The 13,545-nt window shown below is 48.0% G+C and carries 12 protein-coding genes; 9 read left to right on the top strand and 3 right to left on the bottom strand.

Annotated elements, in window-relative coordinates:
- Positions 1 to 9: 9 nt before the first annotated feature.
- The 9 genes from MKY50_RS20390 (at position 10) to MKY50_RS20350 (ending at position 9,779) form a co-directional block, all read left to right on the top strand.
- On the top strand, positions 10 to 759 hold the full coding sequence (locus MKY50_RS20390) for an amino acid ABC transporter ATP-binding protein (RefSeq protein ID WP_003243284.1): 750 nt from the start codon (positions 10 to 12) through the stop codon (positions 757 to 759).
- A 16-nt stretch (positions 760 to 775) separates the two neighbouring features.
- Positions 776 to 1,918: an N-acetyl-sulfur-metabolite deacetylase SndB gene (sndB, locus tag MKY50_RS20385; protein WP_341117202.1), complete on the top strand. Its 1,143-nt coding sequence runs from the start codon at positions 776 to 778 to the stop codon at positions 1,916 to 1,918.
- Positions 1,915 to 3,252: an MmgE/PrpD family protein gene (locus MKY50_RS20380; RefSeq protein ID WP_341117201.1), complete on the top strand. Its 1,338-nt coding sequence runs from the start codon at positions 1,915 to 1,917 to the stop codon at positions 3,250 to 3,252. The genes sndB and MKY50_RS20380 overlap by 4 nt, the downstream gene beginning before the upstream one ends.
- A gap of 69 nt (positions 3,253 to 3,321) precedes the next feature.
- Positions 3,322 to 4,434, top strand: a complete 1,113-nt coding sequence (gene eutH / locus MKY50_RS20375) for an ethanolamine utilization protein EutH (RefSeq protein ID WP_213419886.1) — start codon at positions 3,322 to 3,324, stop codon at positions 4,432 to 4,434.
- A 72-nt stretch (positions 4,435 to 4,506) separates the two neighbouring features.
- Positions 4,507 to 5,334 (top strand): DUF1206 domain-containing protein, encoded by an 828-nt coding sequence (locus MKY50_RS20370; RefSeq protein ID WP_015385093.1) that lies wholly within the window; start codon positions 4,507 to 4,509, stop codon positions 5,332 to 5,334.
- Positions 5,335 to 5,467: 133 nt separating this feature from the next.
- Positions 5,468 to 6,409, top strand: a complete 942-nt coding sequence (deoR, locus tag MKY50_RS20365; protein ID WP_014478458.1) for a DNA-binding transcriptional repressor DeoR — start codon at positions 5,468 to 5,470, stop codon at positions 6,407 to 6,409.
- Between the two features lie 105 nt (positions 6,410 to 6,514).
- The gene (deoC, locus tag MKY50_RS20360; RefSeq protein ID WP_015385091.1) at positions 6,515 to 7,186 is read left to right on the top strand and encodes a deoxyribose-phosphate aldolase; all 672 of its coding nucleotides are present in this window, start codon (positions 6,515 to 6,517) and stop codon (positions 7,184 to 7,186) included.
- A gap of 80 nt (positions 7,187 to 7,266) precedes the next feature.
- Positions 7,267 to 8,448 (top strand): nucleoside permease NupC, encoded by a 1,182-nt coding sequence (gene nupC / locus MKY50_RS20355; RefSeq protein ID WP_003244143.1) that lies wholly within the window; start codon positions 7,267 to 7,269, stop codon positions 8,446 to 8,448.
- 29 nt (positions 8,449 to 8,477) lie between these two features.
- The gene (locus MKY50_RS20350) at positions 8,478 to 9,779 is read left to right on the top strand and encodes a pyrimidine-nucleoside phosphorylase (RefSeq protein WP_038428059.1); all 1,302 of its coding nucleotides are present in this window, start codon (positions 8,478 to 8,480) and stop codon (positions 9,777 to 9,779) included.
- 42 nt (positions 9,780 to 9,821) lie between these two features.
- Here MKY50_RS20350 and MKY50_RS20345 read toward each other — a convergent pair whose 3' ends face one another.
- The 3 genes from MKY50_RS20345 to hutI all read right to left on the bottom strand — a co-directional run bounded on the left by MKY50_RS20345 (position 9,822) and on the right by hutI (position 13,542).
- Entirely contained in the window at positions 9,822 to 11,249 is a 1,428-nt protein-coding gene (locus MKY50_RS20345; RefSeq protein WP_015385089.1) for an amino acid permease, read from the bottom strand.
- Positions 11,250 to 11,324: 75 nt separating this feature from the next.
- Positions 11,325 to 12,284: a formimidoylglutamase gene (gene hutG / locus MKY50_RS20340; protein ID WP_003243908.1), complete on the bottom strand. Its 960-nt coding sequence runs from the start codon at positions 12,282 to 12,284 to the stop codon at positions 11,325 to 11,327.
- A complete protein-coding gene (gene hutI / locus MKY50_RS20335) occupies positions 12,277 to 13,542 on the bottom strand; it encodes an imidazolonepropionase (RefSeq protein WP_341117198.1) in 1,266 nt (421 codons plus the stop codon). Before hutI ends, hutG begins: the two co-directional genes overlap by 8 nt.
- Positions 13,543 to 13,545: the final 3 nt, after the last annotated feature.

Raw genomic sequence — 13,545 nt, 5'->3', positions numbered from 1 at the left:
GTGAAATCGTTGATAACAGTAAAAAATATTCGCAAAGCGTTTAAGGATCTCGTCGTGCTCGACGGAATCGATCTAGAAGTGAAACGCGGAGAAGTGGTGGCAATCATCGGTCCGTCCGGTTCCGGAAAATCAACGCTTCTCCGGTGCTTAAATCTATTAGAGCGTCCGGATCAAGGCCTTATTGAAATCGGAGAAGCCAAACTGAATGCGGAAAAGTTTACACGCAAGGAAGCACATCGGCTTCGCCAGCAAACGGCCATGGTCTTTCAAAACTACAATCTGTTTAAAAATAAAACGGCTCTGCAAAACATTACAGAAGCTTTAATCGTGGCTCAACATAAACCACGCGACGAAGCGAAACGTATTGGAATGGAGATTCTGAAACAAGTCGGTCTGGAGCATAAGGCTGACAGCTATCCGATCACAATGTCCGGCGGCCAGCAGCAGCGAATCGGCATCGCCCGGGCGCTTGCGGTCAATCCGCATGCGATTTTGCTGGATGAACCAACGTCAGCGCTTGACCCTGAGCTCGTCACAGGGGTGCTTCAGGTTATCAAGTCCATTGCGGAAAAACAAACAACGATGATCATTGTTACACACGAAATGGCGTTTGCAAAAGAGGTTGCTGATCAAGTGATTTTTATGGCAGACGGCCATATTATCGAGCAGGGAACGCCAGAGGAATTGTTTGACCATCCGAAAAACGAACGGACGAAACGATTTATCAAGCAGGTGGGAGAGCCTGCAGAGCTTATATAAGAAGGAGAGAAGAACAATGGCCGACAAAGCGTTTCATACCCGTTTAATCAATATGCGGCGTGATCTTCATGAACATCCTGAACTGTCATTCCAAGAGATTGAAACGACGAAAAAAATCCGCCGCTGGCTTGAGGAGGAGCAAATCGAAATACTTGATGTTCCTCAATTGGAGACTGGTGTGATTGCAGAAATCAAAGGACGGGAAGACGGCCCCGTGATAGCAATACGAGCGGACATTGACGCGCTCCCGATCCAAGAACAGACGAATCTCCCATTTGCATCTAAGGTTGATGGCACAATGCATGCGTGCGGACACGATTTTCATACTGCTTCTATTATTGGCACAGCGATTTTGCTGAATCAAAGAAAGGCCGAGCTGAAAGGTACAGTCCGCTTTATCTTTCAGCCGGCCGAAGAAATTGCCGCAGGAGCAAGAAAGGTCATAGAAGCTGGCGTACTTGATGGCGTTTCCGCGATTTTCGGCATGCACAATAAGCCGGATCTGCCTGTCGGGACCATTGGTGTAAAGGAAGGTCCGCTCATGGCAAGTGTTGACCGGTTTGAAATCGTCATCAAAGGGAAAGGCGGACACGCCGGCATCCCGAATAACAGTATTGATCCAATCGCTGCAGCCGGACAAATCATCAGCGGGCTGCAATCTGTGGTCAGCCGCAATATCAGCTCACTGCAAAACGCAGTCGTCAGTATCACAAGAGTACAGGCGGGCACGTCGTGGAACGTGATTCCAGACCAAGCTGAAATGGAGGGGACGGTTCGAACCTTTCAAAAAGAAGCGCGGCAGGCTGTTCCGGAGCATATGAGACGAGTGGCTGAAGGAATTGCAGCGGGCTATGGGGCACAAGCAGAATTCAAGTGGTTTCCTTATTTGCCTTCCGTTCAGAATGACGGCACATTTTTGAATGCGGCATCCGAAGCTGCGGCACGGCTTGGCTATCAAACCGTTCACGCTGAGCAGTCTCCGGGCGGAGAAGACTTCGCTCTGTATCAAGAGAAGATTCCGGGATTTTTTGTCTGGATGGGAACGAACGGGACGGAGGAGTGGCATCATCCGGCCTTTACACTGGATGAAGATGCCCTTACGGTTGCCTCACAATACTTTGCGGAGCTGGCGGTTATTGTATTGGAGACCATCAAATGAGCAAACAAGGGCTGACAGCAGGTCTTGCAGCGGCTGTGAGAACATCACAACCTGAGCATTCAGTTGACGCGATTCGCGAAGCAAAAAAAGGATTACTTGATTTTACTGCCGCTTCATTCGCAGGAAGAGAAGATAAAGGAATTCAAAAGCTCCTCCGTCTGATAGAGGATGAAGGAGGCCGGCCCCTTGTTCCTATTATCGGACAGGGCAAAAAGGCCGCGCCATTACAATCCGCGATGCTCAATGGATTTATCGCCCATGCATTGGATTTTGATGATGTCCACTCCGATGTAAGAGGACACCCCAGTGCAGTCATCGTACCGGCCCTTATTGCATCTGCCGCTCGCGGACATGACGAGCGGCTTCTTGGCGCTTATATTGTTGGTGTTGAAGTGATGGCACGGCTGGGAGAATCAATTGGCAGCCGCCACTATGAAAAGGGCTGGCATAATACAGGAACGCTTGGTGCCATCGCTGCTGCCTGCGCCATAGGTTATGCTGAGGAGCTGACTCAGGAAGAGCTGGAAAAAGCAATTGGTTTTGCGGCTACGCAATCTGCTGGGATGAGGGTGCAATTTGGAACAGAAATGAAACCGCTGCACGCCGGTTTGGCGGCTCAGGCTGGCTTGCTGGCCGTTAAGCTGGCCCAATCAGAATTTGGCGGGTCCCGCACGGCATTTGATGGAGAAACTGGTTTCTTCAGTCTGTACGGTGACGTTGAGAAAGCACAACACACTTTGCTAAACGATTGGGGGGCACCGTGGAGAATTGTGCAGCCGGGTCTATGGTTTAAAATCTATCCATTTTGTTCCGCGGCACACCATGCTGCAGATGCGGTACGACAGCTTATCTCCGAAGAAACCATTTCTGCGGCCAATACCGAACGTATTGAAGTGATATTTCCGCCAGGCGGAGATGCTGCATTGACGGAAAGATCTCCAAAAACTGGAGAGGAAGGCCGTTTCAGCGTTGAATATGTGATTGCTCTTGCTTTGCATGGACACGGCCTGACCGTTGAACATTTCAGCAGCCAGCCGATCCCAAACGGGGTTCAAACGACAATGGGGCGAATTCAGCGCGTATATGACAATGCTATTCAGCCGGCTCCTCATGCCGTTCCAAAAGGCCGTTTCACGATTGTCCGGGCCTATTTATCAGACGGCCGGATTTGCGAAGCGCGTGTGGACTGCCCAAAAGGGGCGCCAGGAAATGAGCTGTCTGAAGAAGACATAAAAGAAAAATTGACATTAACGGTCCCGCAAGAAAAAGCGCGACGCATTATAACAGCCGTTGAAAAAGCCGATATAAAAGAATTTTTAGCTCATATTGAATAAGATCAACTCTATTCGGTGATTTCAGATGATATGATAAAACCAATCATACGTTTGAAAAAGGAGAAAACCATGACGGTGAATGACGCGGTTGTATTCATTTTGGCTGCCTTTTTACTATGGGGAGCGGCGGATTATTGTTTGGGAAACAGATGGGGGCTAGGCGAGCGGTTTGCGGACGGCTTTAAGGCTATGGGGCCGCTGGCGCTGTCCATGATCGGAATTGTATCGCTGGCGCCCGTGCTGGCAGCAATCTTGATTCCCATTGTTGCTCCGTTTTACACAGCGATTGGCGCGGACCCTTCTTCCTTTGCGAACACCATTTTGGCGATTGATATGGGAGGATATGCGCTGGCTGGAGAAATGGCGAAAGATCCGCAGGCCGGGCTGTTTTCATGGGTGTTTTTAGGAACAATGATGGGACCGGCAATCGTCTTCACGATTCCCGTCGCTCTTGGCATCATCGAAAAAGAGGATCATCCGTATTTTGCGAAAGGCATATTAATCGGGCTGTGCACAGTGCCGATCGGTTGCTTAATCGGCGGATTATGCGCAGGCTTTGACATCGGCATGATAGGTAAAAATCTTCTGATCCCGAGTCTGTTATCTGCTGTCATCGCTTTTGGGTTATGGCGATACACCGACAGAATGATTCAGTTGTTTCATCTCTTCGGGAAAGCGGTCAGTATGGTTGCGATTATCGGGCTTGCAGCTGTTTCTGTTGAAACGATGACCGGCATTGTGCTGATTCCGGGAATGGAGAATGTCGAGACAGGGATACAAACGACAGGGACCATCGCCATTGCTCTGGCAGGGGCGTTCCCGATGACGGCATTTATTACAAAAACCTTTAAAAAACCGCTTCAGGCTCTGGGGAAATGCCTTCATTTAGATGAGACAGCAACAGCAGGCTTAGTGACCTCTTTGGCGCATCATATCCCAATGCTGGCTTCATTAAAGGATATGACGCCGAGAGGAAAGGTCATCAATGTCGCGTTTGCGGTCAGCGGCGCCTTTGTACTCGGCAGCCATCTCGGTTTTGTAGCTGGAATGAAAAAAGAAATGGCGGCGGCCATGATCATTGGGAAATTAGCAGGCGGAGTCACAGCTGCCGCAGCGGCTGCTTGGATGACACCTGCACAATCAGCTAAACAGCAAAAACGAACCTCTGCCAGCCATAGCTGAGGCAGAAGCTGTTTCAACTTTGTCCAATCGGGAATGTTACAGTAAAGATTTCTGTGAAAGAGGGTTGGACACATGGCGGTGAAAGACCGGTACATGTCAAAAATAAAACAGGAAACCAAGCCCTGGATCAAACGATTCGGGAGGCTTGGTTATTTTGCATTCGGCGGCGTTTTTATTCTGCTTGGGGTTTTGGCTTTTATGACGGCTGCCGGGGCAGGCCGCGCGAAAGATTCGAGCGGAGCTCTCCAAACGCTATCACGCATGCCGTATGGGTCACTATTGCTTTTTTTAATAGGCATCGGCCTTATCGGCTATGTGATCTGGATGGTGTTAAGCGCGATCAAGGACACGGAGGGGCACGGAAACAGCAGGCGAGGCCTGTCACGGAGAATAGGAAACTTTTTCAGTGCCGCCGTTTACACATCCATCGCTTGGAATGCCTTGCGATTTGTGTTTGGCCAAGGGGACGGCGGCACTTCAGAACAGACGTGGTCCGCTTATGTATTGGCGCAGCCGTTCGGCCAATGGCTCACAGGGCTTACGGGTGCGGGTTTTATCGTATTTGCGATTGTTCAATTTATGAAAGGCGTTCGGGCTGCTTTTATGAAAGAATTTGATACGTCAAAAATGAACAAACAAATGATATGCATCACGAAAAACACCGGACGCGCAGGCAATATCGCCCGGGCCATTATTTTCTCTGCTATCGGCTATTTTCTGATCAAGACAGCCATGACCGCTGATCCCGACGACACAAGAGGCTTTGACGGCGCGCTCGCCGAACTCGCGCAGCAGCCGCATGGCAAATTGATTCTGTCTATATTGGCATTAGGCCTGATCCTATATGGAATGTACGCCATTATGAAAGGCATTTATCAGCATATGACCTGGGAGAAGTAAGCTCTGGGCAGGTCCGCGCCCAGAGCGTTTTTCAGTTTCTTAGAAATCAGGTGGATGAAAGCCGGCGCCAGCCTGTATAATAAAAGCAAATCAAAAGCAGTTTTATCAGGACTGATCCACAGGGAGGTGCAGAATGGATCGGGAAAAACAACAATTAAGCATAGAAGCGGCAAGGCTTTACTATCAGTCTGACTACAGTCAGCAGCAAATTGCTGAGCAGCTCAACATTTCAAGGCCAACCGTTTCCCGGCTGCTGCAATATGCAAAGGAAAAAGGGTATGTCCAGATTCGCGTCATGGACCCTTTTGAGGATTTGGATGCGCTCGGTTCCATACTTGAAGAGAAATACGGGCTCCTTGAGGCGCATGTTGTGTTTTCCCCGACACCCGATTATGCAGGAATTACACATGACCTAAGCCGCTATGGTGCAGAATATATGCATGAAACGGTAAAAGACGGCGACATTGTCGGCGTCAGCTGGGGAACCACCATGTATCAAATCGCGCAAAACATGCAGCCGAAGCAGGTAAAAGGCGTCGAGGTCGTCCAGCTGAAAGGCGGTATCAGCCATTCCCGGGTAAACACGTATTCGGCTGAAACGATTCAGCTGTTTGCGGAGGCTTTTCAAACGATGCCGCGCTATCTCCCGCTTCCCGTCGTGTTTGATAATGCGGATGTGAAGCGAATGGTGGAGAAAGACCGTCATATTGAGCGGATTATTGAGATGGGCAAGCAGGCGAATATCGCTCTCTTTACGGTCGGGACTGTCCGTGATGAAGCGCTGTTGTTTCGGCTCGGATATTTTAACGAAGAAGAGAAAGCCCTGCTGAAAAAACAGGCCGTCGGGGATATTTGTTCACGCTTTTTTGATGCGAAAGGGAATATTTGCAGCAGTGCCATCAATGACCGGACCATCGGTGTTGAGCTTGAAGACCTCAGGCTGAAGGAACGCTCCATTTTAGTTGCCGGCGGAAGCAGAAAAGTATCTTCCATTCACGGAGCATTAACCGGAAAATATGCCAACGTTTTAATCATTGACCAGCATACCGCGAGGGCGCTTGTTAATGATTTGTGACACGTTCAAACCTTTCGTTGAACAAAATTTCAATTACCAATTTACATATGTTCAAAAGTCGGTTATGCTAAAAAATATCTTAACAAAAAAGGAAGTGTGCGAAGGATGTCATTAGCCAACATAATTGATCATACAGCTTTGAAACCGCATACACAAAAAGCGGAAATTCTAAAACTAATTGAAGAAGCGAAAACATACAAATTTGCTTCAGTATGTGTCAATCCGACATGGGTGGAGCTTGCTGCAAAAGAGCTTAAGGGAACTGGAGTCGACGTTTGTACGGTCATCGGCTTCCCGCTCGGTGCCAATACAACTGAAACAAAAGCGTTCGAAACAAAAGACGCCATTTCAAAAGGCGCCACTGAAGTGGATATGGTCATTAATATTGCCGCTTTAAAAGACAAGGAAGACGATGTGGTGGAAGCTGATATCCGCGGTGTAGTGGAAGCTGCAGCCGGAAAAGCGCTTGTCAAAGTCATTATCGAAACGTGCCTTCTGACTGATGAAGAAAAAGAACGTGCATGCCGTTTAGCGGTGTCTGCGGGAGCCGATTTCGTAAAAACATCAACAGGCTTTTCTACAGGCGGCGCAACGAAGGAAGATATCGCCTTAATGCGCAAAACAGTAGGACCTGATATCGGCGTGAAAGCATCTGGCGGCGTCAGAACGAAAGAAGATGTAGACACAATGGTAGAGGCCGGAGCAAGCCGAATTGGCGCCAGCGCAGGTGTTTCTATCGTAAAAGGAGAAAATGCATCAGGCGGAGACAACTATTAAGAGCTGACGGAAGGCAGACTGCTTTCCGTTTTCTGAGGAAACAGTGATTGTAAGCGAATACAAATAAAGGAGAAACACATATGAAGTATTTGATTGGGATTATCGGTTTAATCGTGTTTTTAGGCCTCGCGTGGATCGCGAGCAGCGGCAAAAAAAGAATTAAGATCCGCCCAATTGTTGTTATGCTCATTTTGCAATTTATTCTTGGCTACATTCTCCTCAATACCGGAATAGGGAATTTCCTCGTGGGAGGATTTGCAAAAGGATTCGGTTATCTGCTTGAATACGCGGCAGAGGGAATTAACTTTGTGTTTGGCGGCTTGGTGAATGCGGACCAAACGACATTCTTTATGAATGTTCTCTTGCCAATCGTGTTTATTTCCGCTCTGATCGGGATTCTGCAAAAGTGGAAAGTCCTCCCGTTTATTATTAGATATATCGGCCTTGCCCTCAGCAAGGTAAACGGTATGGGAAGATTGGAATCGTATAACGCAGTGGCTTCTGCGATTTTAGGGCAGTCAGAAGTATTTATCTCCTTGAAGAAAGAACTCGGTCTTTTAAATCAGCAGCGCTTGTACACGCTTTGCGCATCTGCGATGTCAACTGTATCAATGTCGATTGTCGGCGCGTATATGACAATGCTGAAACCGGAATATGTTGTAACAGCGCTGGTCTTGAACTTATTTGGCGGTTTCATAATTGCTTCTATTATTAATCCGTACGAGGTTGCAAAAGAAGAGGATATGCTTCGTGTTGAGGAAGAGGAAAAACAATCCTTCTTCGAAGTGCTCGGAGAATACATTCTTGACGGTTTCAAAGTAGCGGTTGTCGTCGCTGCGATGCTGATTGGATTTGTCGCGATTATTGCCTTGATCAATGGCATTTTTAATGCAGTATTCGGTATTTCGTTCCAAGGCATTCTTGGATATGTGTTTGCTCCATTCGCTTTTCTTGTCGGTATCCCATGGAATGAAGCTGTTAATGCGGGAAGCATTATGGCAACAAAAATGGTATCGAATGAATTTGTCGCCATGACGTCGCTTACGCAAAACGGTTTCCATTTCAGCGGCCGTACAACAGCGATCGTATCGGTATTCCTTGTATCCTTTGCGAACTTCTCCTCAATCGGGATCATTGCCGGTGCCGTAAAAGGACTGAATGAAAAGCAAGGAAATGTTGTCGCTCGTTTCGGCTTGAAATTATTATACGGTGCTACGCTTGTCAGCTTTTTATCAGCAGCAATTGTGGGCTTGATTTACTGAACTTAATCGAAAAGGATCGGTGACCAAACATGAGAATGGTAGATATCATCATCAAAAAACAAAACGGAAAAGAACTCACCACTGAAGAAATTCAATTTTTCGTGAACGGCTATACAGACGGAAGCATTCCTGATTATCAGGCAAGCGCGCTTGCTATGGCGATTTTCTTCCAGGATATGAGTGACCGTGAACGCGCGGACTTGACGATGGCTATGGTGAACTCCGGTGAAACGATTGATCTTTCTGCCATTGAAGGAATTAAAGTGGATAAACACTCCACTGGCGGCGTCGGCGACACGACAACACTCGTTCTCGCTCCGCTTGTTGCGGCTCTTGATGTGCCGGTTGCTAAGATGTCCGGCCGCGGCCTCGGCCATACGGGCGGCACGATTGATAAGTTAGAGGCAATCGCCGGCTTCCACGTGGAGCTGACGAAGGATGAATTTATTAAACTTGTGAACCGCGACAAGGTTGCGGTCATCGGCCAAAGCGGCAATTTAACGCCGGCTGATAAAAAACTGTACGCGCTTCGTGATGTAACGGGAACGGTCAATTCCATTCCGCTCATTGCAAGCTCGATTATGAGCAAAAAAATCGCTGCCGGGGCGGACGCCATCGTGCTTGACGTAAAAACGGGAGCGGGCGCCTTCATGAAAACAGAAGAAGACGCAGCTGAACTTGCCAAAGCGATGGTACGCATCGGAAATAACGTCGGCCGTCAAACAATGGCTGTCATTTCAGACATGTCCCAGCCGCTCGGCTTTGCGATCGGAAATGCGCTTGAAGTCAAAGAAGCGATCGACACGCTCAAAGGCGAGGGGCCTGAGGATCTTCATGAACTTGTCTTAACGCTCGGCAGCCAGATGGTTGTGCTTGCGAAAAAAGCCGATACATTGGACGAAGCGAGAGCGAAGCTGGAAGAAGTCATGAAAAACGGCAAAGCACTTGAGAAATTCAAGGATTTCCTGAAAAACCAAGGCGGCGACAGCTCAATTGTTGACGATCCGTCTAAGCTTCCGCAAGCCGCATATCAAATTGATGTGCCTGCCAAAGAAGCGGGTGTCGTCTCTGAAATCGTTGCGGACGAAATCGGCGTCGCGGCGATGCTGTTAGGTGCCGGTCGCGCCACAAAAGAAGATGAGATCGATTTAGCCGTCGGCATCATGCTCCGCAAAAAGGTCGGGGACAAAGTAGAAAAAGGCGAACCGCTCGTGACGCTTTACGCCAACCGCGAAAACGTTGATGAAGTCATCGCAAAAGTCTATGACAACATCCGCATCGCCGCGGAAGCGAAGGCGCCGAAGCTGATTCATACGTTGATTACTGAATAAAAATAAAGCACATCCCATCCTGAGTGGGGTGTGCTTTTTTGATTACAGGATGTGATCAGCCTGATATTCCTCTTGGCTGATTTTTTTCGCTTTTGTAACATTTCTTTTGAAATGGTAGATCAGATAGCAAAGGATGATACAAGGAACTCCGCAGAAAAGTGCGATTCTTTGATTGGGATCAAAAGCAAGACCGATACAAGAAGCAGAACATAATAAGAGAGCGGCTATAGGCATAAGAGGATAAAGCGGCGTGCGAAATGTCAGATCTTTTACATCCCCCCCTTTTTTCAAAAATCTCTTTCGAAACAAGAGTTGGGACAAGGCAATGCTCATCCAGACCACGACTCCTGCAAATCCAGCAATTGCTACCATCACCACATAGACAGTTCCAGGGGCCACGATACTGGAAACGAGAGATAAACAAGATACAGCCATACTGATCATTAAGGCATTTAAAGGAATGCCTTTAGATGTCACTTTCTTAAAACGGGAGCTGATCATGTTTTCATTTGCTAAAGACCACATCATACGGGTCGAAGCATATAAGCCTGAGTTGGCGACAGACAGCAAGGCTGTTAATATCACGAAATTCATAATATCAGCAGCGTAAGGGATTCCGATCTCCGCAAATACGGCTACAAACGGGCTTTCAATCACGCCTGCGTCCTTCCAAGAAATCAACCCGGATAATATGAAGACAGCGCCAATGAAAAAAATCACGGTTCTCCATGCGACATTACGGATGGATCGCGGAATATCCTTTTGAGGATTTGCTGATTCTCCTGCTGTAACGCCGATTAACTCTGTACCAGAAAAGGCAAAACTCACAGATATCATCGCGATAAAAACGGCGAGAAAGCCATTCGGAAACAGCCCGCCATGGTCCGTGAAGTTTGACAACATAGGAGCATCCGCCGTTCCGTTTAAAGAGATCAGGCCAAACATGGCGGCTCCTCCTAAAATGATAAATAAAATAATGGTGACAATCTTTACGCTGGAAAACCAAAATTCAGTTTCCGCAAATAACTTAACTGAAAATGCGTTGCATATAAAAAGAAGGGCTGCAAAAATCGCACTCCACATCCATACACTGCTGTCAGGGAACCAGCGCTGCATGAGAATACCGGATGCGGTAAACTCAGAGCCTACCGTCACCACCCAATTGATCCAGTACATGATGCCGACCATAAAACCGGTAGATGGACCGATAAATGTTGTAGCATATTTTTGAAAAGAGCCGGTCACCGGCATGGCAACCGACAATTCGCCGAGACATTGCATGACGAGGTACATCATCAACCCGCCGATTACATAAGCGAGTATCGTACCGCCGGGTCCGGCTTGATGTAGCGTATAGCCGGTACTGAGGAAAAGTCCTGTGCCTATGACGCCTCCCAATGAGATCATAAATAGGTGCCTGCTTTTCATTGTGCGTTTTAGCTGTTGGCTGCTGTTCTCCTGAAGATTCACTGTCTCGCCCTCCTTTTAACTGCCATTCATTAGGCAGATGAGTTTCCTATACCCAAAATACAACCTGCCAGAAGATCACTTGAATGGGGAGAGTTTCATTCCTTTTAATGCGTGTAACAGAACATGAGCTGCAGCTCTGCTTGTCATATCTCGAAAATCGAGGGTAGGGTCGACTTCAACAATTTCAATCCCGGCAACATTGGGCTGTTGTGCGATGTACTTGACTGCTTCAAGCAATTCGTCTGTATAGAGGCCGCCCGGGCCAATCGCTGGACAGCCGGGTGCATGGGACTGGTCTAAGACATCCATGTCAACAGATATAAAAATGAAATCTGTTTTATCTTGAACAACAGGCAAAATCTCTTTTATCGTTGGGATTAGTCCTTTTTCCCGGATCATGTCCATCGTGTGAATGTTCACGTTATGTTTTTTTGCATATGCTTCATAGGCCTGGCTGTTGCTGAATTCTCTGATACCCAGCTGGATCAAATGTTGACCTTCAATGATCTCTTCATCCAAAAGGCGGCGGAAGGGGGTGCCGTTTGTCGGCCCCCCGTCCTCCGTATTGCGAACATCGTGATGGGCATCAAATTGAATCACCGCTGTCGTTCCTTTTGTTTGTGCTATCGCTTTTATTGTGGAGTAGCTGATAGAGTTATCTCCCCCAAGTATGAGCGGCACCCAATCCGGATGATCCGAAAGCAGAGCGTGCATGGTTTGGAAAATGTGATGATGTGACTTTACGATATCAGTGACATGAATATCGATATCCCCCAGGTCATATAGAAGCTCTGATACGACGTGCTCTCCAAGCTCAGCAGAATAGGCTGATGAATGTTTCAGAGCCTGGCGTATTGTTCCGGGTGCAAAGGAAGCGCCTGAATGACTGATGGAGGATTTTGATAGGGGGACACCTATCAACGCCGGTCCCTTAATGTCCTGGCCGTCCCATGTTGCGATCAGGTCGCTCATTTTTGTGACATCCCGGTCTTTAAACGAAGATCCGGCCTCTCTGAGAAAAGGGTACTTATCCAAGAATGGCTCCCTCCCTGTTGACAACAATTGTTCCATTTTTCATGACTTGATGTACATGATTGACCCCGTAGTGATACGGAATATACATATAGTTCGGGGCTTGCCAAATGACAAGATCAGCTGAGCGGCCAGCTTTGAGCTGACCGGCTTCTTCTCCTTTTCCTATGGCATATGCGGCATTGACTGTGACCGCGTGCCATATTTCTTCTGCAGTCATCTTCAGATGAAGCGCGGCAATCGACATGATCAGCTGGATATTTTCAGTCGGCGAGCTGCCAGGGTTAAAATCCGTTGCCAAGCTGACACATACCCCTTCATCAATCATAGCTCTTGCCCTGGCGTATGTGCTTTTGCCAAGATAAAATGTCGTGCCCGGCAAGAGGACGGCGATCGTTCCTGCCTCAGCCAATTTCTTTATGCCTTCGTCCGATGCCCCTACCAAATGGTCGGCTGAGACAGCCTTTAGTTCACCTGCTAATTCAGCTCCTCCAAGCGGATCGATTTCATCTGCGTGTATTTTTAATCCGAAGCCTGCCTCAGCTGCTTTTTGTAAATAACGGCGGGATTTGCTGACTGTAAAAACGCCTGTTTCTGTAAAAATATCAGCAAAGCTGGCGAGCTCCTGCTCTTTGATTTCCGGCAAAAGGGAAAGCATTTGATCCAGAAATTCATCTGGATCGTTTTGATATTCGGGAGGAATCGCATGGGCTCCCATAAATGTGGAAACAAGGTCAACAGGCTGGCTTTCATGCAGTTTTTTTGCGACACGCAATTGTTTGAGCTCTGTCTCTTTTTCCAAGCCGTAGCCGCTTTTCACTTCTGCTGTGGTTGTGCCGTAGGACAGCATTCTTTGCAGATGAAAATGGGCTTTTTGCAGCAGCTCTTCTTCTGAAGCCGCCCTGGTATCCTTGACTGTAGACAGAATCCCGCCGCCCTGCGCCAGAATATCCAAATATGAAATGCCCTGAAGCTTAAGGTTCATCTCCTTTTCACGAGATCCGCCAAATACAAGATGGGTGTGCGGATCAACGAGGCCGGGCGTTACAAGGCGTCCCGAACAGTCAATGATTTCGTCTGCCTCGTAACCGGCTTCAGCCCCTTTTTGTCCGGCGAACACAATTTTCTGTTCATGGATGCCGACAACAGCGTCTTCGATCACATGAAGATCCTGCATGCTTTTGCCTGCCCGCGGACCGCTGCTTTCCATCGTCAAAAGCTGACCGATGTTGATGAGAATCGTATCAATTTGCTTTGGCATGTC

Origin of the sequence: Bacillus sp. FSL R7-0685 (assembly GCF_038002425.1) — a bacterium.
In the GTDB taxonomy this organism is placed as follows: Bacteria; Bacillota; Bacilli; order Bacillales; family Bacillaceae; genus Bacillus; species Bacillus subtilis.
Note: the sequence above shows the minus strand (reverse complement) of the source record. Positions and strands in the feature narration are given on the sequence as shown.